Source organism: Pollutimonas thiosulfatoxidans (assembly GCF_004022565.1).
Classification (GTDB): Bacteria; Pseudomonadota; Gammaproteobacteria; order Burkholderiales; family Burkholderiaceae_B; genus Pusillimonas_D; species Pusillimonas_D thiosulfatoxidans.
In genome coordinates this window covers 3,177,741-3,199,627 of the sequence record NZ_CP022987.1, presented here as the reverse complement: position 1 = coordinate 3,199,627, position 21,887 = coordinate 3,177,741, and the positions used below count along the sequence as shown (strand labels likewise).

Genomic DNA, 21,887 nt, shown 5'->3' with positions numbered 1-21,887 from the left:
TTAGCCCAACGCGGTATCAAGCAACATCATGAGCACGAAGCCTATGATCAAACCGAGCGTTGCATGAGATTCATGCCCCTGCCTATGGGACTCGGGAATGATCTCGTGGCTGATGACGAAGAGCATGGCGCCAGCTGCAGCAGCCAGCCCCCAGGGCAACAGGGTGGCCGACACGGCGATCACGGCAACGCCCAGGACTGCAGCCAAGGGTTCGATGAGGCCGGACAGCAATGCGACGCCTACAGCCACACCGCGCCCATAGCCCACGCTTAGCAAGGCAATGGCGATCACCAGCCCTTCGGGCACGTCCTGTATGGAAATGCCCATGGCCAACGCACGTGCGCCTATGGGGTCCGTGCCTGCAAAGGCAACGCCTATGGCCAGGCCTTCGGGGAAGTTATGCAGGCAAATCGCCAGGACAAACAACCATACACGCCTGAGCTTGCGCGCCTTGGACCCTTCCAGGCCCTTGACGAAGTGCTCGTGCGGCAGCGCACGGTCCAGCCACAGCAGGCATAGGGCACCGAAGACAATACCACCGCCCACTATGGCACCTGCTTGCCAGGGACCTGCGCCTTGCGACTCGGCTGCCACCAGCGCCGGCAGGATCAAGGAAAACGAGCTGGCGGCCAGCATGACCCCGGCGCCAAAACCCAGCATGGCATCGTGCGCCCGCTGCGAGAATTGCAGGGACAGCACCACCGGCAGGGTGCCCAGCGCCGTGGCGAACGCCGCCATCAAGCCCCAACGCAAGGCGCCCGACAATTGCGGGTCGTTGGCGACCAGGCGGGCATAGATCTCGACTGACAATAGCACGATGGACATTGCCAGGATCAGAAAAATAATGGTCAGGCGGGGGCGCAAGGCCTGGGTGTCATCCACGGTGTCGTCCTCGGTGCCGTCTACGATTTATAGCATGAAGCAAGGCTCGATCCCGCGAGCTCCGCACCGGTTTCCTTCTGCTCCGCCGGCAGCACAAGGTCAAGCTTCTGGACCTCCAGGTCGACGTGCTGCGGCTCGATTGCCGGCATGGTCTTGTTGGCTCGCGATGACAGCTCGCTGAATCGTGACGCCTTGCCATAAAGCCCTTGCTGGCCAGCCACCGCGGTAACCGTACTGTTGTAGTGCCGGCTTGCGGTGGCCAGGGTTTCGCCGAGCTTTTTCAGACGCTCGGCAATCACCACGACCTGGTTGTAGATATCGCCCGCGCGGGCGCTGATTTCGTGCGCCTGCTCGTTGCTGCGTGCCATCATCCACAGGTTCCCGACGGTTTTCAGGATGGGCATCAATGTGGTGTAAGACACGAGGATGACATTTCGCTGATAGCCATAGTCGAAGAGATCACCCTTGTGTTTCATGGCTTCGATGTAGGCCGGCTCTACCGGCATGAACATCAGCACGAAGCTGGGGCTGTGCATGCCAATCAGGTTGCTGTAGTCCTTGCGTGACAAATCGTCGATATGATTGCGCACCGCCTTGACATGGGCGTCCAGCGCGACGCGCAGCTCTTCTTCGGTCTGGGCGCCAACGGCCCGATCGTAATCCACCAAAGACACCTTGCTATCTATCACCAGGTGCTTGTCGTCGGGCAGTTTGATCACGAAATCGGGCTGGCGGCTGCTTCCGCCCTGATCCCGGAAGTGCGCCTGGGTCTCGTAATGGTCGCCCTTGGCCAGCCCGGCCAATTGCAACGCCCGCTCCAGTTGGACTTCGCCCCAATTCCCGGTGGTCTTCTTGTCGCCTTTGAGCGCGCTGGCCAGGTTGTTGGCCTCGGCACTCATCTTCAAACCCACCTCCAGCACCCGCCGTATTTCTGAGCCCAGCGTGACATTGCCGCGCAAGGTCTCGTCATGGACTTGATTCACGCGTTGCTGGAAGCCCTGGATCTGCTGCCGAAACGGCTGCAACAAGGCGTCCAGCGAGCTCTGGCTGGTCTGCGCGAATGTGCGTCCCTTCTCTTCCAATATCTGATTTGCAAGGTTCTGGAATTCAGTCTTCAGGTGGTCGCGAGACTGCTGCAGACCCGCTCTGAGCTCGTCCAGGCCGGCCAGCTTTTCGGCATGTACTGCTTGCAGATGCGTCAGTTCGTGCTGAGCTTGTTCGCGCTGCCGGCTCATCCGTTCAAGCTCTGCCGCTTTCACGGACAGCGCTGCCCGCAGCTCGTCCAGCCGTTCATGCAAGCCGTGCATCGTGGCCTCGCTGGCCGCCAGTTCGCGATCAGCCAGCGCGGCGGCAGCCAAAGCCTGAGCGGTGCGCCGATTCGCCGCGGCCCAAACGCGCCAGCCTATCAGGGCTGCCACAAGAAAGCCGGCCAGCGCGGCCAGCGCCAGGGACGCTGCCGGATCCACACCGATCAGCAGTCCTCGCATGCCTCACCTTCGGGCCCCTTAGGGGCTGACTCGAGGAAAGGGTCTGCTTCAGCCGGTAGGCCGCTCGGATCGCCCGGAATAAACCGAGGCACGCAACGGCTTGCGTATTCCCGCAAGGCCTGGATCAGCGTACGCTCATCGGCTGACAAGTCCCGGTCACGGCGCGTGATCACACCCATCACGTAGGGCACGTATCGGTCGACCGACTTGTAAACGACATCGGCTTGCGGCATGACAGTGGCGGTAAGGGGGTCGACCAAGGCAAGCCCAACACCGGCCCGCACCAGCATCAGGGCATTCATTGAGGACGAGGTCTCGATGTGGCGGCGTTGCGGTGTGGCCAGGCCGGGGCGCAGCAGCGCGGTAGACAGGCGATGACGCAAGCCCGACCGATTGGACAAAGTGATAACCGTATTGTTGCCCAGCGCATCGAGCTTGACCGTCGGCGAGGCGGCCAACGGATGGTCGACCGGCATGGCAAGCAGATAGGGAGCCTGGCCCGACCACTGCAAGGTGCACCGGCCCAGATCGACCGGCAGGCTTACGACGCCGATGTCGGCCCGGCCGTCACTGATGGTCTGGACGGTCTCTTCGGAATCCATCGTGTCGATGTAGAGCTTATGCTCGAAAACCGGGGCGGTGCCTTCCAGTTCGCCGACTACCGAGGCCACCAGCGTAGCCCCCAAGGAATAGGTTGCTGCGATGCGCATGGGCTTGGCCTGCCCGCGCGCAATCTCGCGTGAACGGACGTCCAATTGCTGGATGCTGGCCAGTACCGTGCGAACCTCTTCGTAGAACTGCCGACCCTGGTCGGTCAAGGTGACCTGGGGCCTGCTACGAGTGAACAGCGTGAAGCCGAGCTCTTGCTCAAGATCCTGGATCTGTCGGCTGACCATAGGCTGGGATCGATCCAGCAATCGTCCCGCCGCCGTCACACTGCCCGCCGAATACACGGCTGCGAAGGCTTCCAACTGGCGGATTTCCATGAAGGGCACCGATAGGTAACTGCATAGCCGGTGAACTATGCATATAGAAGATATGTTGCCAAAGTATACCGTTATTGAATTTATAACTGCTGTACCGAAGGCCACCTGACTTATCGCTTTACGCCAAAGCAGTTTTCCGGGGCTGGAAATGCGCCGCTGCGCACATCGCTTGCATACTGCTCGACTGCCGTCCGTATGACAGCGCCGACATCGGCGAACTGGCGGGCGAACTTCGGAATGCGGTCGCCGCTTAAGCCCAAGATGTCCTCGGTTACCAGGATTTGTCCGTCGCACGCCGGTGTGGCGCCTATGCCGATAGTAGGGATCGCCAGCGCGTCAGTGATACGGCGGCCCAGGCCTTCGGCTATCCCTTCCAGAACCAGCCCGAACGCCCCCGCCTGCTCGTGCGCGACGGCATCGCGGAGAATCACCTCTGCCGATTCGTCCGTCATGCCTTGGGCCTTGAACCCGCCCATCGTATTGACGTACTGGGGCATCAGGCCGACATGTGCCAGCACGGGGATGCCGCGATCAACCAGGAAGCGCGTGGTGTCGGCCATGACCGCGCCGCCCTCGAGCTTGACGCCATCCGCGCCGCTGGCCGCCAGCATGCGGGCGGCATTGGCAAATGCCTGCTGGGGCGACTCCTGGTAACTGCCAAAGGGCATATCGACGATGATGCAGGCATGACTGGTGGAACGTACGACAGCGGCGGCATGCGCCGCGAGCTGGTCTGCGCTGATCGACAGCGTGTCCGGCAATCCGTAACCGACCATGGCAGTGGAGTCGCCGATCAAAATCATGTCGAGTATGGGATCAAGCAGACGTGCGAAGGGCGCGGTGTAAGCCGTCAGTGCGGCGATTTTTTCCTGCCCTTTACGGGCCATCAACTGCGGCACGCTGATCCGCTTTATCTCGGCATGAACACTCATTTTTATCTCTCCACAAATAACAGAATAGCGCTATCGCGTGACAGGCAGTGACGCTTTACCGCAGTGCAACAACCGTATAATCGGTTAGATTGAGGAAAACGACAACTCGCCGATGTCCGCATCGGCCTTGTACGCAGTCAGCATTTCGGAGGGCACCCATGTCTGGCAATCCACGCACACTCTCTTTCCATGACGGCCGCAGCGCCCCGCAATTGGGCTTTGGCGTCTGGCAAGTGGAAAACGACGTCACACCCGCGGTCGTTCAAAAAGCACTCGAACTCGGATATCGATCCATAGACACCGCAGCCATCTACGGCAACGAAGAAGGCGTCGGAAAAGGCATCGCCCAAGCGGGCATAGACCGCAGCGAACTGTTCATTGCCACCAAAGTCTGGAACGACAAGCACGGTCACGACAGCACAAAGGCATCGTTTGAAGAAAGTCTGGAGCGCCTGGGCCTGGATTACGTCGACCTGTACCTGATTCACTGGCCGGTACCCAAGGTCGACAAATTCGTCGACGCCTGGGAATGCATGATCCAGCTTCGCGACGAAGGCAGGGCCAAATCCATTGGCGTCTGCAACTTCAACGTCAACCATCTTGAGAAGCTGCTGGACAAAACGGGCGTGCTACCGGTCGTCAACCAGATCGAGCTGCACCCGCGCTTCCAGCAGGCCGCCCTGCGCGAGTTCCATGCCGAGCACGACATCATCACCGAAGCCTGGAGCCCATTGGGTCAAAACCGTCTTTGGGAAGAGCCCGAACTGTTGCGTATCGCAAAGAAGCATGGCCGCTCTGTGGCGCAGGTGATGCTGCGTTGGCACGTCCAGCTGGGCAATATGGTGCTGACCAAATCGGTCACACAAAGCCGCATGCAGGAAAACGCCAGCATTTTCGATTTCGTGCTCGACGACACCGACATGCAGGCTATTGCCGAGCTGGACCAGCCCGATGGGCGCGTGGGGCCAGATCCGGACCTCTTCCGCGACATCAAGCGTTAACTACTCAGACCGCCCGTCTGGCAGGCCCGCTCAATAAGGCCGCCAGGGCAGGCGCACATGCAAACACCGCAAACAAGGCCAGCGCGGCGTGACGGGCTCCAGGTACGCCGCCGGGCTCGGTAAAGCCGGCGCTGTTGGCAACCATCCCGGCCAGCGCCGCGCCCATTGCCATGGCATAGAGCTGCAGCGTTGTGATTGCCGCTGAGGCGATGTTTTCTTGGCCTTTGGGCGCAGACCGGAACACGCGCGTCAAGAGGTTAGGCCAGCATAGGCCCACCCCCAGACCCACGCCCAACAGCGGCACGATCAGCCAATACGCGCCGCCACCATCTTGCGACAAGGCCAGCAGCGGCATCAGGCCCGCGAGCATCAACAGGGCCGCGGTTGAAACAAGAGGCCCAGCAAGTATCAGGCGATTCACCATGCGGTCCGAGCGCCCGGAACTGATGAAGGAGCCGGCCGTCCAGCCTGCCGACATCAGGGCGGCCCAGTAGCCGGCCACCAGCGGGCTTTTGCCGTGGATAAGCTGCAGGAAGTAGGGGATGTAGATCTCGGTCGTTACGCCTATGCTAAGCAGGCAAATACAGGCGTACAGGCTGCCCAGGGCCGTACGGGGCGAGTACGAACCTGTAGGGAAAAGCCGCGTGTCGGCGTGCTTGTCGGCGTAGGCGATAAAAGCCGTCATGCCAACGCCGGCCACAATGCCGGCCAGATTCCAAACCCAGAATTCCGACAGACTGGCGACAGACACCAACAGCACCGACAACGCCAGCAACGAAATCTTGCCCAAGGGCGCGCGCACGCGCGCCCCGCCCGAGGCCATGGCCGGCCCCACCTGCGTGAACACCAGCAAGGCCAGGCCGGCCGCCAGCGGCAGCACCGCCCAGAAGGCCCAGCGCCAATGCCCCGTTTGCGCAAAGATGCCGCCAATTGCTGGCCCGGCCAAGGTGGCAATGCCCCACATGCTGGACACCAGCACCATGGCGCGGGACCACAGGCGCTCTTCGAACATCACCCGCACCGCGGAATAGCACAGGCCCAACAACAGTCCGCCGCCAAGGCCCTGGATGGTACGCCCCACCAGCATCCATGGCATCGTTGGAGCAACAGCGCACACCATTGTGCCGCAAACAAATATGGCGATCGTGACCAGGAAGCTGCGCCGCAGCCCAAAAAAATCCATGGCCTTGGGCGACAGTGCCGAGCCGAGGATGGAGGCGACGACGAACAGCGTGGTGTTCCAGGCGTAGTACTCCAGGCCGCCGATATCTTGCACGACCGAAGGGAGAATAGTGGTAACAATGTAGACATTGACGGCGTGTAGGGCTACACCCCCGGCCAAAGCCAAGGAACGCAAGCCATTGCGTCCCCATAGAAGCTCCGACCACGATCCCGAATGTTTCCTGTGCATACCCGTTACCACTGACAATGACACGCCCTATGCGGGCATTTTTCGGAAGGATACGGCAAGGCGGTTCCATCCGTTGATCGCGACGATCAATAAAGTCAGATCCACGAGTTCCTGATCACTGAAATGCGGCCGCACTGCTTGCCACACTTGGTCGGGCACATGGTTCTGGGCAATCAGTGTAAGCGACTCAGTCCATTCCAGCGCGGCCCGCTCCCGATCCGTAAAGAACGGCGCTTCGCGCCATGCCACCAAGGTATCGAGGCGCCTGTCCGTCTCGCCACGTTTGCGGGCGTCGGAGGCATGCATATCGGCGCAGTAGGCGCAGCCATTGATTTGCGAGGCACGCAGCCTTACCAGCTCGGCCAGCGGTTTCTCGATGCCGGATTTGTCGACAGCTTTTTCCAGGCCCAGCATGGCTTGGTAAGCCGCCGGCCCAGTCTTGGCAAAGTCCAGACGTAGTTCCATTTCTTGCTCCTTAACGTTGCGGTAAACAAAATGTCAGATCGACATCACGCAGTGTAGGAAGTAGACTGGCACCTGAAAATAGCCATTTTTGTATATTTACAGGTAGCCACTTTGGATATCCATCTAACCGTGCACGCTGGCAGCGATCTGACTGGTCAAATCTATCGCCAGATCCGTAGTGGCATCCTGGAAGGAAGGTTGGCATCGCGCGAAAGGTTGCCTTCGTCCCGGTTGCTGGCAGCCCAGTTGGGCGTGTCGCGCAAGACCACGCTTGATGTCTATGAACGCCTGATGGCAGAGGGCTTTCTGTATGCGCGCAGCGGCTCGGGAACCTTCGTGGCCGACGCCATGACGGGGCTGCCATCAAGGAAGACCAAGCCTGTCGCCACGCGTGCCATGCCCAGTCCGGTATGGCGCAGCTTGCCCGAACCAATAGTCATGCGTCGGCCCGGGCCGGCGCTCGCCATGGACTTCGCCGGCGGTGTCACCGACAAGAGCCGCTTTCCCGCCGCCAGTTGGCGCCGCAGCCTGTTGCATGCATTGCGACAGCAACTGCGCGATGGCAGCGGCTACCGCGAGCCGGGTGGCGACCCATCCCTCCGGCTGGCGATCTCCCGCTACCTCGGCTTCAGTCGGGCGCTAGTCTGCTCATGGCAAGAAGTCATCGTGACACAAGGCGCACAGCAGGCGCTGGATCTCCTGGCTCGCGTCATGATCCAGCCCGGAGACGTCGTTGCTGTGGAAGACCCGTGCTATCCACCGGCCAGGGCCAGCTTTATCGCCCAGGGCGCCCGCGTCGTTCCTGTTCCGGTTGACGAGCAAGGCTTGATTGTTGAGCGGCTACCGGGCAAGGCACGGCTGGTTTATGTCACGCCATCGCACCAATTTCCCCTGGGCATGCCCATGGGCGTTGAACGTCGGCTGCAATTGCTGGAATGGGCCAAGCGTCGGGATGCCGTAATCATCGAAGACGACTACGACGGCGAGTTTCGTTTCGAAGGCCGACCGCTGGAACCACTGAAGTCACTCGATCCCGCAGGGCTCGTCGCCTATGTCGGCACGTTTTCAAAAACCATCTTCCCCGAGTTGCGCATGGGCTATATGCTGGCGCCCGCCAGCCTTGCACCGGCCTTGCTTAAAGCCAAGCAGATCGTCGACTGGCATGGCTGCACCCTTACCCAGGCGGCCCTTGCGCACTTCATGCTCGGCGGAGAGTTCGCGCGCCACCTGCGCCGTATGCACAAGCTGTATACCGCAAGAAGACAAACCCTCCTGAAGCATTTACAAGGCCCCTTGGCCGCGTGGTTCCAGCCACCCAAGCAGGCGGCGGGCATCCATATGGGCGCCCGCTTCAGCCGGCCCGTGGCGGAAGACGCCTTGAGGATGGCGGCGGAGCAAGCGTCTATCGGACTGCATGGTCTATCGCAGTTTTATATCGAGCGGCCCGCAGAACCGGGCTTGCTGTTCGGCTACGGCAATATCGAAGTCCACGAGATCGAGAAAGCATTGGACATACTGGCCGGCATCCTGCCTCAATCGCTGCGCTAGTGCTCGCGCGTCGGCTCAATAGTGCGGCGGGCGCTCGTGCGTGTAGGCGTCAGCGGCCCCACTGTCGTCGGCTACTTCGCCCAGGCGTTTTACCAAGGCCGCACACAACGCCTTGAGGTCGCTCAACTGCTTCTGTTGCTGATACACCTGTTCGTTCAGCGTTTGCACCAGGTCTTCCTGCGCCGTCAGCTTCAACTCGATTTCGACCAGACGTTCTTCCAGTGTCACAATACATTTTTCCTTGGGGGATGACGATGAACGCCGAACCGACTGCAAGCTCGCAGCTCGCCCTGTTTGCCGCTTACCATGGCTGGGCAAACGCCGTCTTGTTAAGCCATGTCGGCAAGGTGTCGGACCAGCAATATCGTGCGCCGCTGCGACAGGCGCGCACGCCCGCCGCAGGGTCGACCAGGTCTTAGTTCAGCAAGCTGCGCAATACGTATTGCATGATGCCGCCATGCCGGTAGTAGGCGGCTTCACTGGGGGTGTCGATACGCAGCAAGGCGTCGAACTCTTTGGCGCCCGCCCTGACCTTCACCGTCGCTGGGATACCGCCGTCGTTCAGTGCGGACACGCCGATGATGTCAAAGGTCTCTTCGCCGGTCAGCCCCAGTACCTGCGCGTCTTGGCCCTCCTGGTATTGCAGTGGCAGGACGCCCATGCCCAGCAGGTTAGAGCGGTGGATACGCTCGTATGATTCGGCGATGACTGCGCGCACACCCAGCAACACGGTCCCCTTGGCGGCCCAGTCGCGCGATGATCCCGACCCGTATTCCTTGCCGGCAAGTATCACCAGCGGCGTGCCGGCTGCGAGATAGGATCGCGAGGCATCAAAGATGGACGTAACGGGCGCGTCAGGCTGCGTAAAGTCGCGCGTGTAGCCGCCCTCGGTACCCGGAGCCAGCTGATTGCGCAATCGCACGTTGGCAAATGTGCCTCGGATCATGACCTCGTGGTTGCCGCGCCGCGACCCATACGAGTTAAAGTCCGGCTGTGCCACGCCATGCTCCATTAAATAGACTGCAGCGGGCGAGTTCTTGGCAATGGATCCTGCAGGGCTGATGTGGTCGGTGGTGACCGAATCGCCCAGCTTGGCCAGCACGCGCGCGCCGGCGATGTCAGTGACCGGCTCGGGCGCATGCGGCATGCCGACGAAATACGGCGGCTTGCGCACGTAGGTCGAAGCCGCATCCCATTCAAAAATGTCGCCATCCGGCGTAGGCAGTTGTTGCCAGCGCTCGTCGCCGGCGAATACATCGGCGTAGCCGGTTTTGAACATATCGGAAACGATGGACGACTCGACCACAGACGCGACTTCGGCGGAAGAAGGCCAGATGTCGCGCAGATAGACCGGCTGACCGTCCTTGCCTGTGCCCAGGGGCTCTTTGAACATGTCGATGTCCATGGTGCCGGCAAGCGCATAGGCAACCACCAGGGGTGGTGACATCAGGTAGTTCATCTTGACTTCGGCGTGGATACGGCCTTCGAAGTTGCGGTTGCCCGACAGTACCGACACAACTGCCAGATCGTTACTGTTCACAGCCTGGCTGACTTCGGGAATCAGCGGGCCCGAGTTGCCTATGCAAGTCGTACAGCCGTACCCGACCAGATTAAAGCCCAATGCTTCCAGGTAAGGGGTCAGGCCGGCCTTCTCGTAGTAGTCGGTGACGACGCGGGACCCAGGCGCCAGGCTGGTCTTGACCCAAGGCTTGCGGTTAAGGCCTTTCTCGACCGCCTTCTTGGCCAGCAGAGCCGCCGCGATCATGACGGTGGGATTGGACGTATTGGTACACGAAGTGATGGCGGCAATAACCACCGACCCGTGATCCACCTGGCCCTTGCTGCCATCGGGAAAGGTGATGGCAGCGGGATTTCTTGCCCGCCCAGCACCCGCCGACGGTTCGTCCATATGGTCCGTAGGCAACTCGGAGCGCTTGTCGGAGTCTTCATAGGCAGGAGGGTCGGACGCGGGGAAGGACTCGGCGACTGCCTTGTCGTAACCCTGGGGCTTTTGCTTCGGCTCGCCTATCAACGTCGTCAAGGCGGCACGGAATGAGTCTCGCGAGTCGGTCAGCGCGATGCGGTCCTGTGGCCGCTTGGGACCAGCGATGGACGGCACCACCGTGGACAGGTCCAGCTCCAGCTTTTCGGAAAACCGCGGCTCGGCTTGCGGATCGTGCCACATGCCTTGCGCCTTGGCATAAGCTTCGACCAAGGCGATTTGCTCGGCCGAGCGGCCGGTAAGTTCGAGATAGCGCAGCGTGACATCATCAATGGGGAAGATGGAAATCGTGGAGCCGTATTCCGGGCTCATATTGCCGATGGTCGCGCGATTGGCCAGCGGCACTGCCGCCACGCCCGGCCCGTAAAATTCAACGAACTTTCCGACCACGCGGTGCTGGCGCAGCCTTTCGGTAATGGTCAGCACCAGGTCGGTGGCCGTGGCGCCTTCCGGCAACGAGCCCGTAAGCTTGAAGCCCACCACGCGAGGAATCAGCATGGAAATGGGCTGGCCCAGCATGGCCGCCTCGGCCTCGATACCGCCCACGCCCCAGGCAACGACGCCCAAACCATTGACCATAGGAGTATGCGAGTCGGTCCCGACACAGGTATCGGGGTAAGCCGCCGTGATGCCCTCGCCCGGCTGCGTAAACACCACGCGCGAAAGATGCTCCAGGTTGACCTGGTGCACAATGCCGGTTCCCGGGGGGACGACCTTGAAGTCATCAAAGGCATTCTGCCCCCAGCGCAGGAACTGGTAACGCTCTATATTGCGGCCATATTCGATGTCGACGTTGCGCTGGAAAGATTGATTGGTGCCAAACGCATCCACAATAACCGAGTGGTCGATAACCAGCTCAACCGGCGCCAGCGGGTTGATGCGACTGGGATCGCCGCCCAAATCCTGCATGGCTTCGCGCATGGCCGCCAAGTCGACAACTGCCGGCACACCGGTAAAGTCTTGCAGGACCACGCGCGCAGGCGTGAATGCGATTTCTCGATTGGGTTCCGCATTGGCATCCCAACCGGCCAGGGCCCGTATGTCGTCCGCCGTGATGTCGGAGCCGTTTTCGGTACGCAGGAGATTCTCGAGGAGGATCTTGAGGCTGTAAGGAAGGCTCGCTACGTCCAGGCCGGCCTTTGCTACGGCGTCCAGACGGTATATTTCATAAGACTTCCCTGCAACGTCCAAGACGCTTTTAGCGCCGAACGAATCGATACTGGCCATAACGGAATCCTCCTGTGTATTGGGCATACCCGACTACTGGTGAGATTCCCACCATATCACGATCGAGACTGGCGATAAAGAATGGGCTTACTGTTCTTTGGTGATGTTGTTATTGGTTTCTTAAGAAGGCGCGCACGGGCAGGTGGCGGGGCGGCTTAATGGTCACGGTCCGGCAAGCCGGACTTCCCGGCTATCAGCACGGATCAGGGCGGCCGCGAAACTCGGCGGATGGATAGCCCCCCGGGCTATCCAAAGCACCCGCCTCAAACAGTCGCGGCCTTGCATCCCTGATCCGCACTGACAGCCGGCGTGCCCAATGCGCCACCCCGCCACCTGCCCGTGCACGCCTTTTGCAATCTATCCAATTGATCCACGCTGCCTTGCCGTGGCCTCGGACTCTGAAGTACCGGGGTCGATCTTGAACGGGGGACAGAGAGAAGGTGCATGCGCGAGACCTCGCTTTGAATCATTGTCAGTCAATACGGACCGCCGAATCCACCTCGCCCAATAGTCCTTCACAAAACCGGAGTGCCGATCAAGCGGCCAAGCCTGCAGTCCAGCGGGACGTCAGTATCACTGCGTCAATTATCTCCATCGGAGGCCTGGGGTGGGTGGGGCTGGCTGGGCGGCTTTAGGGCACGCCTTGTGGCAGTGTCGCGGCGGGGAGGCAAGCCTGCGGCTGACCGAGCAACGCGCTTGTCGGGGCACTGCCCCGACGTTGCGAGTTCCGCAGGCGCCCCGCCGTGGCGCTGACGCAAGGTTTGCCCCGGCGCAAGCCGGGGCCGTGACCGTCGAGCCCAGCCAGCCCCACCCACCTCAGGCCGGGTTTAGAAAACGACAGTGAAGTGCCAGCCTCAGAAAGACTAATCAGTCCAAAAGAAACATCGAATCAAAAGGAAAACGCGAACAATTTCCTCAATGACCGTCATAGCCTCAGCCTAATCCCCTATGAAACGCACTCATTGTTCGCTTTAATGGAACTATGTTTCCCGCAAACCAGGGTTTATCCCTAGTGATTCGATCTGCATACTGGAACCCATCGAGACACACATTGCCGGCCACAAGCCAGCATCCCGATACCTTAATCCATCTACCTCATTGGAGTTCAGTATGAAAACCGTAGCCACCACCCTCATCATCTCCGCAGCCATGTTTGCAGGGGCAGCACAAGCCGAGCAAACCACCACAGTCACCCGCGCTCAAGTCGTTGCCGAGCTTCAGCAAGCCCGTGAAAGCGGCCAGCTTACCCGCGGCGAACTCAACTACCCGCCAGCAATCGTTTCCAGCGAAAGCAAAAGCCGCGACCAAGTACTGGCCGAACTGGCAGCCGCACGCGCCGCTGGTGAACTAAGCCAAGGCGAACTGGACTATCCGCCCGTCGCAGCCGCTGAAAGCACCAAGACCCGCGCTCAAGTCGTCAACGAACTGCACGAGTACCTGGCGTCCGGCAATGTTGATCAAATCGAGGCTTGATCGCCCCGTGCAGCGCCCGCCTTCGGCGCTGCACGCCCCCTTCACCAAGGCAGCGCCATTCAGGTGGCCTGCTGCGCCCGATCACGGCAATGATTAACCTGCTCGGCAAGCGACGTCATGTTGGAAAGCACCGTATAGAAAGCGCCTTTCAAGGCCATCATGCGTTCTGTGTCGCCCGCTGAAAGGCGGCCCTCATCGACCGTTACGTCCATGTGCTCTGAAAGCTCCTTATAGCGGCCCCATACATCCCTCAAGTCGGTGCACTCCTGGCCAGACTCTATCGCGTCGGCCGCCACTTTCAGCCATCGAGCCATATCGTCCGCCAGATCCACCAGCGCCATCTTGTGCCGTCCTAGCAGTTCCTCCGAAATAGGCTCATCGCTGTAGCGGTCCAGTAGCGTCAGCGTATAGCGGAAGCGCTCGATCTCCGGTAGGAGCGCGTCGACAGAGAATCCATGGCGCATGATGGGGGCCTTTGCTTCGATCCGAGCCTGACGCGACATTTCACGCGCGCCGTCCAGGGCTCTGCCGATAAGACGGTCGGAACTGCGGTTCTTGCCCTCGCGCCCTCCCACCAGACAGCTCGTACACTCGACCACAAAGTCGCCACAAGATCGCAAGGCCGCAGCCAGATAAGCTTGCTGGGATCGACATGCCGACATGGGCAGGACAGCAAAAGCCGCAGCTATCCCGCAACTGGAGCCAACGACGATTGCCACTACCTTCTTGAAAGCGCCCTCGACCAGTGCGAACTCCGGCGCAACGGCAATGATGGTCACGGTCACCAACCCGTATCCCAAAATCGGCCAGCGTGCCGTCAAGACGCTCATGAAGCCGACACCTATCACCAGCGCGAGTGCGCTACGCCAGTTGCCCTCGCCAAGCACCATAACGAGCAACACCGCAAGCGCGGCGCCCAATAGTGCGCCCGCCATGCGCCCCAGTGCGGCGCTAACGGTCCCGCCTATGCTGGCCTGGACGACAAAGAGCGATGAAAACACCGCCCACGATATGTTCTCGGGATCAACGATGCTACCCACAACGTAAGCGAGCAATACAGCGCTTGCGGTCTGCACGGGTATTCGAACCTCGTCGTACCGCAACCATCTCTTGATGGCATCCCGATAGTTTCGAAAAATTTGCATGCGACGTAGAGGCAACTGCCATGCCGTCTTTTGGTCAGGCACTACATTTGCTGCCCTTCGCAAGGTTGACCAATAAACTTTGAGGAGAATCGTATGTCTGAATTACCTGAGCGCCCGGACAATTCCTCAGCGCCGTCCGCAACCGATCCGGGCAATAAGACGCGTGACCAGCCGGCGCCGGACACCGCCAAATCGGACGTCGAGCCACAGCACAAGGCCACACGTTTCGACGGGAACCCCAATCCGCAAGCGTCCGAGGATGCCCCTTCCGGACTGAGCCCGCGCGACGACACGCCCGCCTTCCTGGAAAAGAAGCCCTCTGGAAAATAACCCACTTATCTGAAGAGCATGCATGAATGCCCTGTTCACGGATCGGGCAGATGCCGGCCGGCAGTTGGCCGACGCTTTGCTACAAGATTACGGGCGCCATGGCAACTTGCTGGTACTGGGGCTGCCTCGTGGCGGCGTGCCCGTCGCCTACGAAGTTGCGGCAAGGTTGCATGCGCCGTTGGATGTGCTGGTGGTGCGCAAGCTGGGCGCGCCCATGAACCGGGAATATGCCATGGGCGCCATCGCCCCGGGAGGCATCACCATACTGAAACAGGATGTGGTATGCGCATTGAACATCCGGCAGGAAGCCATCGCCCAGGTAATAGAGATCGAAAGCGCGGAGCTGGACCGTCGGGTGGATGCGTATCGCGGTGATCGGCCACCCCCTGTGGTCGCCGATAGAACCATCATTGTCGTGGACGATGGGCTTGCGACGGGATCCACCATGCAGGCAGCCATCATGGCCATACGCCAACAAGATCCGGCCCTGATTGTGGCTGCGGTGCCAGTTGCATCGTCGGAGGCTCACCAGTTAATTCGCCGGGAGGCCGATCGTATTGTGTGCCTGGCCACCCCGGCCATATTTCGTGCCGTGGGCCTCTGGTATGTGAGCTTCCCCCAAACCAGCGACGCACAGGTCACCGAGTTGCTCGCCAGAAGCAGGAGCGCCTAGCACTCGGGTACGACAATTGCCTTGATGCGCATGTCCGAGCATGCCTAACCACGAGGTGTCTTATGCCTTCCAAGTCTGAACAGCCGCAAACGGATGTCCGCAAGGATTCTTTCCAGAAGGAAACCAGTGAGAAGGATCACCAAAAAGTAAAGAACAAGATCAAGGGCGAACATCGATCGATGATGAACGCGCCAGTGGATCCGAACTCGCCAACCACGAAGGCGAATTTTCCGCCCGGACTGGAAGCGGAAGATGCGGCCGACCCGGGCCGAGCCACGCCGGACGCTCCGCCGGTGGATAATCGGTCAGGAAGCTCTGAGGACTCACGCTGAACGCTGGACTTCGTCGCGCTCGGCATGGTGCCGGGAAGCAATCCAGTGACCCGTGGCCATGACCAGGGCCGCACAGAAAACTTCGACCGCCACCTTGGTAAGCGTATCGGGTGGCCCGAAAAAACGGAAGACAAAAACGTCGGTCAGCAGCATGCCGCCGGCTATCCAGCCGAGCAGGCCGGCGCCCAAGGTGACGATGATGGGAAAGCGATCGAGCAAGCGCAGCAATAGTGTGCTGCCCCAGATAATGATGGGAACACTGACGAGTAAGCCAAAGATGATCAGGGTCATTTGATGATCAGCGTGTGCGCGTTGCGCCGCGCCAGCGATCGCCACCACGTTATCCAGGCTCATGACAAAGTCGGCGGCAATAATCGTCTTGATGGCAGTCAGCAAAGAACTGCTTCCCTGGATATCGCCGGTGTGCTCTTCAGGTATCAATAGCTTGATGCCGATCCAGAGCAACAGCAGCCCGCCTACGATTTTAACGAAAGGTAGCGCCAGCAAGGTCAGCGCGAAGAAGATCAACACGACCCGAAGTGCGATCGCCCCCCCGGTGCCCCACAGTATGCCTTGCATGCGCCGCTTGGGTGGCAGATTGCGACATGCCAGCGCGATAACCACGGCGTTGTCTCCGCCCAGCAGGACATCGACCATAATAATTTGGAATACGGTGATCCAGCTAAGCTCTTGGAAGAACGCGATCATGTCGGCCTCGTGGCTGTGCAGCCGGATAGGGATGGTCCGGCCACCTACATATTACGATATGTATCCATAGTATTCCCCCAGCGGGCTCGTGGCAAGGACGCTAGATCACGCCTCGGCGGCGCAGTTCGTCACGGCTTGCCTCGCTGATCCCCATGGACTCAAGCAGGCTGTCGGTATGCTCGCCCAGCAGCGGGGCCTCGCGCCTGACGCGTCCGGGCGTACTTCCCAGCTTGGGAATAATGCCAGGGACATCCACCCGCTTGCCGTCGGGCAAGGTGCTTTCGAGAATCATGTCGCGTTCCCGGTAATGCGGATCCGCAGCAATATCTTCAGCCGTATAGATGCGCCCCACTGGCACTCTGGCAGCGTTAAGCACGTCCAGCACTTCTTGCAGCCCCCGTTGCATCGTCCACTGTCCTATGGCGGCGTCAATTTCGGATGCACGACTTGCCCGCCCATCGTTTTGCGCGAGTTCCGGGTCTTCTGCGAGATCGTTGCGCCCTATCGCCTGCATCAGGCGCTTGAAGATGCTGTCGCCGTTACCGGCAACCAGTGCGTACTTTCCATCGCGGCACGGGTAGGCATTGCTGGGGGCGATACCCGGCAGGCTGCTGCCGGACGGCTCACGCACGGCACCGAAGGCACTGTACTCGGGCAGCAAACTTTCCATCATGTTGAAGACTGACTCGTACAGGGCCACATCTATCATTTGCCCCTGGCCGCCGGCCTTGCTGCGATGGATCAGCGCCATCAGCACCCCGATGACGCCATGCAGGCCTGCCAGGGAATCCCCAATGGAGATCCCCGCCCGCACAGGCGGGCGTCCCGGCTCGCCGCAAAGATAACGCAGGCCGCCCATCGCTTCGCCGATCAGTCCAAAGCCAGGCAAGTCGCGATAAGGCCCCGTTTGTCCATAGCCCGAGACGCGCAGCATGATCAAGCGCGGATTCAGCGTCTGCAGGGCTTCCCAGCCCATGCCCCAGCCTTCCAGAGTCCCAGGCCTGAAGTTCTCGATCAGGACATCGGCTTCGGCGATCAGCCTGCGGGCGATGTCCTGGCCTTCCGGTTGACGCAAGTCCAGCGTGACCGAGCGCTTGTTGCGGGACTGCACCTGCCACCAGACCGATGTGCCCTCATGCAGCAAGCGCCATTTGCGCAAGGGATCGCCGGTTACCGGCGGTTCGAGCTTGATGACGTCCGCACCGAAGTCGCCCAGTATCTTGCCTGCGAATGGGCCGGCTATCAGTTGCCCCATCTCGATGACCTTGATGCCTTCCAGAGGAAGCGCGCCGCTGGTTGATGTCTTCATGCGAACCTTACGAACAAGAATCTACCGCGCCGGAGCAGCCAGCGCACGATCAAGGAAATCCAGGCGGTCCTGGCCCCAGAAAGACTCCCCGTTGTATTCATACCAGGGGGCACCAAAAACCTTCAAGTCGATGGCTTCTTGGGTATAGCGCTCGAGAAGTGGGGCCCCGTTCTCGTGCGCGGCGTAAACGGCGTCGCCATTCAATCCACTTTCATTAGCAAGCTGAATCAAGGTGTCGGTGTCGGCGATGTCGCGCTCCTCTGCCCAGACAGCTCGCAACATTGCGCCGGCCAACCGCAGGGCGCTGTCGTTTCCGTGTGCCTGTGCGACCGAGATGATCATCTTCGAGGCGGCCAAATCATCCACCGGGAAATGCTTGGGGTGCAGCGTGAGGGGCAAGCCAAGGTAATCAGACCAGCGCTGCAACTCTACCAGCCGATAAGCTTGGCGCTGGACGGGACGCTCGTTGAGCGGCAACCCGCCCGAAATCGGGAAGACCGCCTGGGTCAGTCCGAATGGCCGGGGCTCTATCGCGGCCCCATGCTTGCGGGCAAGCTCGAGCAAGCGCTCGTGTCCCAGGTAGGTCCAGGGTGACTTGGGCACGAGATAGTAGCGTATTGTCTTCATTGGTGTCTCTGTATCGCAGCGCTAACGCACCAGGACCTTCATCATAGCGCCCCTTCTCGGGATTTCCCGAGTTCCGTGGGTCGACATTAGCAGGCATCATGATGCTTTGATGTTTGATCAAAGATAGCATGGCGTCCCATATTGATATTCAGCCGGTGGTCCATACCTCGGTCAACGAAGCGGTGTACTGTCGCTTGCGCGATCACTTGATGCGCGGTGACTACGCCGCCGGCGATGTCCTTGGCATACAAGACCTGGCCGATGCTTTCGGCACCAGCGCCATGCCGGTACGCGAGGCATTGCGCAGGCTGGCCGCGCAAAAAGCCCTCGAACCCATGAAAAGCCGCTCCATGCGGGTGCCGGTCATTTCACGCGAACGTCTGCAAGACATTCGACGGGCGCGGGTACTCATCGAGGGCACGGTAACCGGCTGGGCGGTAAACCACATCAGCGCCGACGAACTGTCCCGTCTACGTGTACTGGCCGAACAGATCGGCGCATCGCTGAACCAGGCGGGCGCCATCGACTACGGGCTGGAAAGCAACCAGCAATTTCATTTCACGATCTACCGGGCGGCCAAGTCAGATTCCATGATGGCCATGATAGAAAGCCTTTGGCTGCAGTCGGGCCCGTATCTACGGGCAACGCGCAAGCTCATGCATTCGGAAGAGCGCCCCTCCAGCGAGCTGCATGCCCGCATCGTCGATGCCATGGCAAGAGGCGACGCCGAAGAGGCCCGCGCCGCCATGGAAAGCGATATTTGCTGGCCCTTCGATAAACTACTGGCCGAGCGCGCTGCGCTGGCCGAATCCAGCTTTTAAGCAAGGCCTTGCCACACACTATGTCACTACATAAACATCGTTCGCGCATGGTTACCCAGGGCTTGTCCCGCGCCCCCCACCGAGCCTTTCTGCGTGCCACCGGATTCGATGACGACGCGCTCAACAAGTCTATTGTTGGGATCGTCAGCACCCAGGGCGAGAACACGCCATGTTCCATGGGCCTGGCTCCTCAGGCTGATCGCGCGCGCCTGGGCGTGGCCGCCGGCGGCGGCGTTCCCGTCAGCTTCACGACGATTTCCATTTCGGATGGCACCTCGATGAATCATGCCGGCATGCGCATGAGCCTGCTGTCCCGGGAAACCATCGCGGATAGCGTCGAGCTGGTCGTGCGCGGCCATGCCTACGACGGCCTGGTGGCCTTGGCCGGCTGCGACAAAACGCTGCCCGCCATGATGATGGCCATGGTGCGGCTTAATGTGCCGGCCGTCTTTCTGTATGGCGGGGCAACCCTGCCGGGCCACGCATTGGGCCAGCAGGCCACCATACTGGACACCATCGAAGCGGTGGGCCGCGTGCAGGACGGCAAGATGTCCCGTGCAGATCTCACCCTGATGGAGCGCAGTTGCATCCCCTCGGCAGGCGCCTGCCCCGGCCAGTTCACTGCCAACACCATGGCCATGGTAGGCGAGGCCTTGGGCTTGTCGATGCTGGGTTCAGCCATGTTGCCCAATGTATACAGCGAGCGCCTGGCCATCGCCCAGCGTGCCGGCGAACAAGTCATGCGTACGCTGGAGCAGGGCGGCCCTCTGCCACGCCAACTGGTCACGCGAGCCAGCATCGAGAATGCCTGTGCCGCCGTGGCCGCCACGGGAGGCTCGACCAATGCCGCGCTGCACATCCCCGCCATTGCTCACGAGGCCGGCATCCGGTTTACGCTGGACGATGTTGCCGAAGTTTTTGCCCGTACGCCGCTGATTGCCGACTTGCAGCCCGGCGGCCGTTACCTGGCACGCGATCTGCATGAAATCGGCGGCGTGCCGGTGGTCCTGAAGGCGCTGCTGGACGGCGGCTTTATTGACGGCACCGTGCTGACCCTGGACGGCCGGACGCTAAGCGAGGCATTGGCCGACGCACCGGAACCCGACGGCAAGGTGGTGCGCGGCTGTGCCGATGCCCTGCATGCATCGGGCGGGGTAACCGTACTGAAAGGCAACCTCGCCCCGCAGGGCGCCTTGCTCAAGATTGCCGGCTTGAAATCATTGACCTTCTCGGGCCCGGCGCGCGTCTTCGAAACCGAAGACGCCTGCATGAAAGCCGTATCGCAGCGTGGCTATCAAGCCGGAGAGGTATTGGTCATCCGCAACGAAGGCCCCAAGGGAGGGCCCGGCATGCGCGAGATGCTCAGCGTGACCGCCGCCCTGTATGGGCAAGGCATGGGCGAGCGCGTTGCCCTGCTGACCGACGGGCGGTTCTCGGGTGCCACGCGGGGCATGTGTATCGGCTATGCCAGCCCCGAAGCGGCGGCGGGCGGTCCCATAGGTTTGATTCGCGACGGCGACATCATACATATCGATGCCATCAAGAATACGCTTGAGGTGGACCTTAGCGCCACCGAACTGGAAGCCCGTCGTGCGGCCTACATACCCCCGGTTCCACAGCGCCTGGCGGGCGCGCTCGAAAAGTACGCCTTGCTGGTGCGCTCCGCCCACGAGGGCGCTGTCACGCATTCGGGCAATGTAGAGTGGCCTTATGAAACGCCGGAGGAAGAATGAAGCTGGCGGCCAATCTCAGCTTGCTTTATCCGGGGTTGCCGCTACCCGAGAAAGCCGCTGCCGCTGCGCGCGACGGATTTGCCGCCATCGAGTTGCTGGATCCCTATACGTCGGACAGTGCCGATTTGCATGCCGTGTTGCTCCAGCACGGTTTGACGCTGGCTTTGATCAACACCCCCATGGGCGCCCCAGGGGAAAAAGGCCTGGGCTGCATACCGGGCCGCGAAGACGAGTTCAGGGCGGGTGTGTCGCGGGCCCTGGACGTCTGCGCCGCCACGGGTTGCCGCAGCATCCATGCCATGGCTGGTGCACCGCCGGACGGCAGCTCCCGCAAGGCCTGCCGGGAAACGCTGCTAGCCAACCTGCGCCAGGCTGCCCCCATGGCGGCCGAGGCGGGCGTAACCCTCACTCTGGAGGCGCTCAACCGACATGACGCCCCTGGCTATTTCTACCATCTGCCCACGGAGGCGGCCGAAATCGTAGCGGCCGTCAACCACCCCGCCCTACGCCTGCAGTTCGATTTCTATCATGCACAGCGAGAGCAACTGAATGTGGACCGCGCATTACAAGAGGTTTTGGCCTGGGTCCATCACGTGCAGATTGCCCATCCCGAACAACGACAAGAACCCGACCCTTCTGATCCCCCGGTGGCGGCCGCCCTGCGCACCTTGCGCCGCGCAGGCTATACCGGCTGGATAGGGTGCGAATACCGCCCCAAGGGCGACACCACCGCCGGCCTCGGCTGGCGCGATGCCTACCAAACCATCATCACCGATGCCGTATAACACCAAGGAG

General features: G+C 60.9%; 22 protein-coding genes. 10 read left to right on the top strand and 12 right to left on the bottom strand.

Annotation, left to right across the window (positions count from 1 at the left end):
- The 4 genes from CKA81_RS15505 to panB form a co-directional block, all read right to left on the bottom strand.
- Positions 1–825 (bottom strand): ZIP family metal transporter, encoded by an 825-nt coding sequence (locus CKA81_RS15505; RefSeq protein WP_128356870.1) that lies wholly within the window; start codon positions 823–825, stop codon positions 1–3.
- A 77-nt stretch (positions 826–902) separates the two neighbouring features.
- Complete coding sequence (gene rmuC, locus CKA81_RS15500; RefSeq protein WP_128356102.1) at positions 903–2,369, bottom strand: DNA recombination protein RmuC; 1,467 nt, start codon at positions 2,367–2,369, stop codon at positions 903–905.
- Positions 2,354–3,355, bottom strand: coding sequence for a LysR family transcriptional regulator (locus CKA81_RS15495; protein ID WP_128356101.1), 1,002 nt, complete (start codon positions 3,353–3,355; stop codon positions 2,354–2,356). Before CKA81_RS15495 ends, rmuC begins: the two co-directional genes overlap by 16 nt.
- 110 nt (positions 3,356–3,465) lie before the next feature.
- Positions 3,466–4,287 carry a 3-methyl-2-oxobutanoate hydroxymethyltransferase gene (panB, locus tag CKA81_RS15490; RefSeq protein WP_128356100.1) on the bottom strand — a complete coding sequence of 274 codons (822 nt, stop codon included), beginning with the start codon at positions 4,285–4,287 and terminating at the stop codon, positions 3,466–3,468.
- 158 nt (positions 4,288–4,445) lie between these two features.
- Between panB and CKA81_RS15485 the strand changes: the two genes are divergently transcribed.
- Positions 4,446–5,288: an aldo/keto reductase gene (locus tag CKA81_RS15485; RefSeq protein ID WP_128356099.1), complete on the top strand. Its 843-nt coding sequence runs from the start codon at positions 4,446–4,448 to the stop codon at positions 5,286–5,288.
- Positions 5,289–5,292: 4 nt separating this feature from the next.
- Here CKA81_RS15485 and CKA81_RS15480 read toward each other — a convergent pair whose 3' ends face one another.
- Together CKA81_RS15480 and CKA81_RS15475 are read right to left on the bottom strand one after the other, a co-directional pair.
- Complete coding sequence (locus CKA81_RS15480) at positions 5,293–6,699, bottom strand: MFS transporter (protein WP_128356098.1); 1,407 nt, start codon at positions 6,697–6,699, stop codon at positions 5,293–5,295.
- A gap of 27 nt (positions 6,700–6,726) precedes the next feature.
- The gene (locus tag CKA81_RS15475; RefSeq protein ID WP_128356097.1) at positions 6,727–7,164 is read right to left on the bottom strand and encodes a carboxymuconolactone decarboxylase family protein; all 438 of its coding nucleotides are present in this window, start codon (positions 7,162–7,164) and stop codon (positions 6,727–6,729) included.
- Positions 7,165–7,275: 111 nt separating this feature from the next.
- Between CKA81_RS15475 and pdxR the strand changes: the two genes are divergently transcribed.
- Positions 7,276–8,712, top strand: coding sequence for a MocR-like pyridoxine biosynthesis transcription factor PdxR (gene pdxR, locus CKA81_RS15470; protein WP_128356096.1), 1,437 nt, complete (start codon positions 7,276–7,278; stop codon positions 8,710–8,712).
- 15 nt (positions 8,713–8,727) lie between these two features.
- Here the strand turns inward: pdxR and CKA81_RS15465 are convergent, their stop codons facing one another.
- Positions 8,728–8,940 (bottom strand): SlyX family protein, encoded by a 213-nt coding sequence (locus CKA81_RS15465; RefSeq protein ID WP_128356095.1) that lies wholly within the window; start codon positions 8,938–8,940, stop codon positions 8,728–8,730.
- Positions 8,941–8,966: 26 nt separating this feature from the next.
- Here CKA81_RS15465 and CKA81_RS17125 point away from each other — a divergent pair, with 26 nt between their 5' ends.
- Positions 8,967–9,131 carry a hypothetical protein gene (locus CKA81_RS17125; protein WP_164878423.1) on the top strand — a complete coding sequence of 55 codons (165 nt, stop codon included), beginning with the start codon at positions 8,967–8,969 and terminating at the stop codon, positions 9,129–9,131.
- Here CKA81_RS17125 and acnA read toward each other — a convergent pair.
- Positions 9,128–11,941, bottom strand: a complete 2,814-nt coding sequence (gene acnA / locus CKA81_RS15460; RefSeq protein WP_128356094.1) for an aconitate hydratase — start codon at positions 11,939–11,941, stop codon at positions 9,128–9,130. The genes CKA81_RS17125 and acnA overlap by 4 nt on opposite strands.
- Before the next feature lie 1,110 nt (positions 11,942–13,051).
- Here acnA and CKA81_RS15455 point away from each other — a divergent pair.
- Entirely contained in the window at positions 13,052–13,414 is a 363-nt protein-coding gene (locus CKA81_RS15455; protein WP_128356093.1) for a DUF4148 domain-containing protein, read from the top strand.
- Between the two features lie 59 nt (positions 13,415–13,473).
- Here CKA81_RS15455 and CKA81_RS15450 read toward each other — a convergent pair whose 3' ends face one another.
- Entirely contained in the window at positions 13,474–14,559 is a 1,086-nt protein-coding gene (locus tag CKA81_RS15450) for an FUSC family protein (RefSeq protein ID WP_128356092.1), read from the bottom strand.
- Between the two features lie 93 nt (positions 14,560–14,652).
- Here CKA81_RS15450 and CKA81_RS15445 point away from each other — a divergent pair, with 93 nt between their 5' ends.
- From CKA81_RS15445 to CKA81_RS15435, 3 genes are all read left to right on the top strand, one after another.
- The gene (locus CKA81_RS15445) at positions 14,653–14,889 is read left to right on the top strand and encodes a hypothetical protein (RefSeq protein WP_128356091.1); all 237 of its coding nucleotides are present in this window, start codon (positions 14,653–14,655) and stop codon (positions 14,887–14,889) included.
- A 22-nt stretch (positions 14,890–14,911) separates the two neighbouring features.
- Positions 14,912–15,562, top strand: a complete 651-nt coding sequence (locus CKA81_RS15440; RefSeq protein WP_128356090.1) for a phosphoribosyltransferase — start codon at positions 14,912–14,914, stop codon at positions 15,560–15,562.
- A gap of 62 nt (positions 15,563–15,624) precedes the next feature.
- A complete protein-coding gene (locus tag CKA81_RS15435; RefSeq protein ID WP_128356089.1) occupies positions 15,625–15,894 on the top strand; it encodes a hypothetical protein in 270 nt (89 codons plus the stop codon).
- On the opposite strand, the gene CKA81_RS15430 is transcribed toward CKA81_RS15435, so the two are convergent.
- From CKA81_RS15430 to CKA81_RS15420, 3 genes are all read right to left on the bottom strand, one after another.
- Positions 15,886–16,602 carry a TerC family protein gene (locus CKA81_RS15430; protein ID WP_128356088.1) on the bottom strand — a complete coding sequence of 239 codons (717 nt, stop codon included), beginning with the start codon at positions 16,600–16,602 and terminating at the stop codon, positions 15,886–15,888. The two genes, CKA81_RS15435 and CKA81_RS15430, sit on opposite strands and share 9 nt — an antisense overlap.
- 100 nt (positions 16,603–16,702) lie before the next feature.
- Positions 16,703–17,911, bottom strand: coding sequence for a CaiB/BaiF CoA transferase family protein (locus tag CKA81_RS15425; RefSeq protein WP_128356087.1), 1,209 nt, complete (start codon positions 17,909–17,911; stop codon positions 16,703–16,705).
- 21 nt (positions 17,912–17,932) lie between these two features.
- Positions 17,933–18,538, bottom strand: coding sequence for a 2-hydroxychromene-2-carboxylate isomerase (locus CKA81_RS15420; protein WP_128356086.1), 606 nt, complete (start codon positions 18,536–18,538; stop codon positions 17,933–17,935).
- A 128-nt stretch (positions 18,539–18,666) separates the two neighbouring features.
- Here CKA81_RS15420 and CKA81_RS15415 point away from each other — a divergent pair, with 128 nt between their 5' ends.
- From CKA81_RS15415 to CKA81_RS15405, 3 genes are read left to right on the top strand one after another with little or no spacing between them, the layout of a single operon-like run.
- On the top strand, positions 18,667–19,359 hold the full coding sequence (locus CKA81_RS15415) for a GntR family transcriptional regulator (RefSeq protein ID WP_128356085.1): 693 nt from the start codon (positions 18,667–18,669) through the stop codon (positions 19,357–19,359).
- A 20-nt stretch (positions 19,360–19,379) separates the two neighbouring features.
- Complete coding sequence (gene ilvD / locus CKA81_RS15410; protein ID WP_128356084.1) at positions 19,380–21,092, top strand: dihydroxy-acid dehydratase; 1,713 nt, start codon at positions 19,380–19,382, stop codon at positions 21,090–21,092.
- The gene (locus tag CKA81_RS15405; RefSeq protein ID WP_128356083.1) at positions 21,089–21,877 is read left to right on the top strand and encodes a hydroxypyruvate isomerase family protein; all 789 of its coding nucleotides are present in this window, start codon (positions 21,089–21,091) and stop codon (positions 21,875–21,877) included. The genes ilvD and CKA81_RS15405 overlap by 4 nt, the downstream gene beginning before the upstream one ends.
- The last annotated feature ends 10 nt before the right edge of the window (positions 21,878–21,887 follow it).

What these genes read in the sequence shown, in the direction of transcription:
- CKA81_RS15430 (WP_128356088.1), bottom strand. Translation starts at nt 16,602, where the DNA reads ATGATCGCGTTCTTCCAAGAGCTTAGCTGGATCACCGTATTCCAAATT.
- acnA (WP_128356094.1), bottom strand. Translation starts at nt 11,941, where the DNA reads ATGGCCAGTATCGATTCGTTCGGCGCTAAAAGCGTCTTGGACGTTGCA.
- CKA81_RS15455 (WP_128356093.1), top strand. Translation starts at nt 13,052, where the DNA reads ATGAAAACCGTAGCCACCACCCTCATCATCTCCGCAGCCATGTTTGCA.
- CKA81_RS15425 (WP_128356087.1), bottom strand. Translation starts at nt 17,911, where the DNA reads ATGAAGACATCAACCAGCGGCGCGCTTCCTCTGGAAGGCATCAAGGTC.
- CKA81_RS15435 (WP_128356089.1), top strand. Translation starts at nt 15,625, where the DNA reads ATGCCTTCCAAGTCTGAACAGCCGCAAACGGATGTCCGCAAGGATTCT.
- CKA81_RS15480 (WP_128356098.1), bottom strand. Translation starts at nt 6,699, where the DNA reads ATGCACAGGAAACATTCGGGATCGTGGTCGGAGCTTCTATGGGGACGC.
- CKA81_RS15445 (WP_128356091.1), top strand. Translation starts at nt 14,653, where the DNA reads ATGTCTGAATTACCTGAGCGCCCGGACAATTCCTCAGCGCCGTCCGCA.
- CKA81_RS15485 (WP_128356099.1), top strand. Translation starts at nt 4,446, where the DNA reads ATGTCTGGCAATCCACGCACACTCTCTTTCCATGACGGCCGCAGCGCC.
- CKA81_RS15450 (WP_128356092.1), bottom strand. Translation starts at nt 14,559, where the DNA reads ATGCAAATTTTTCGAAACTATCGGGATGCCATCAAGAGATGGTTGCGG.
- ilvD (WP_128356084.1), top strand. Translation starts at nt 19,380, where the DNA reads ATGTCACTACATAAACATCGTTCGCGCATGGTTACCCAGGGCTTGTCC.
- CKA81_RS17125 (WP_164878423.1), top strand. Translation starts at nt 8,967, where the DNA reads ATGAACGCCGAACCGACTGCAAGCTCGCAGCTCGCCCTGTTTGCCGCT.
- CKA81_RS15405 (WP_128356083.1), top strand. Translation starts at nt 21,089, where the DNA reads ATGAAGCTGGCGGCCAATCTCAGCTTGCTTTATCCGGGGTTGCCGCTA.
- rmuC (WP_128356102.1), bottom strand. Translation starts at nt 2,369, where the DNA reads ATGCGAGGACTGCTGATCGGTGTGGATCCGGCAGCGTCCCTGGCGCTG.
- CKA81_RS15420 (WP_128356086.1), bottom strand. Translation starts at nt 18,538, where the DNA reads ATGAAGACAATACGCTACTATCTCGTGCCCAAGTCACCCTGGACCTAC.
- CKA81_RS15415 (WP_128356085.1), top strand. Translation starts at nt 18,667, where the DNA reads ATGGCGTCCCATATTGATATTCAGCCGGTGGTCCATACCTCGGTCAAC.
- CKA81_RS15475 (WP_128356097.1), bottom strand. Translation starts at nt 7,164, where the DNA reads ATGGAACTACGTCTGGACTTTGCCAAGACTGGGCCGGCGGCTTACCAA.
- CKA81_RS15495 (WP_128356101.1), bottom strand. Translation starts at nt 3,355, where the DNA reads ATGGAAATCCGCCAGTTGGAAGCCTTCGCAGCCGTGTATTCGGCGGGC.
- CKA81_RS15505 (WP_128356870.1), bottom strand. Translation starts at nt 825, where the DNA reads ATGTCCATCGTGCTATTGTCAGTCGAGATCTATGCCCGCCTGGTCGCC.
- CKA81_RS15440 (WP_128356090.1), top strand. Translation starts at nt 14,912, where the DNA reads ATGAATGCCCTGTTCACGGATCGGGCAGATGCCGGCCGGCAGTTGGCC.
- panB (WP_128356100.1), bottom strand. Translation starts at nt 4,287, where the DNA reads ATGAGTGTTCATGCCGAGATAAAGCGGATCAGCGTGCCGCAGTTGATG.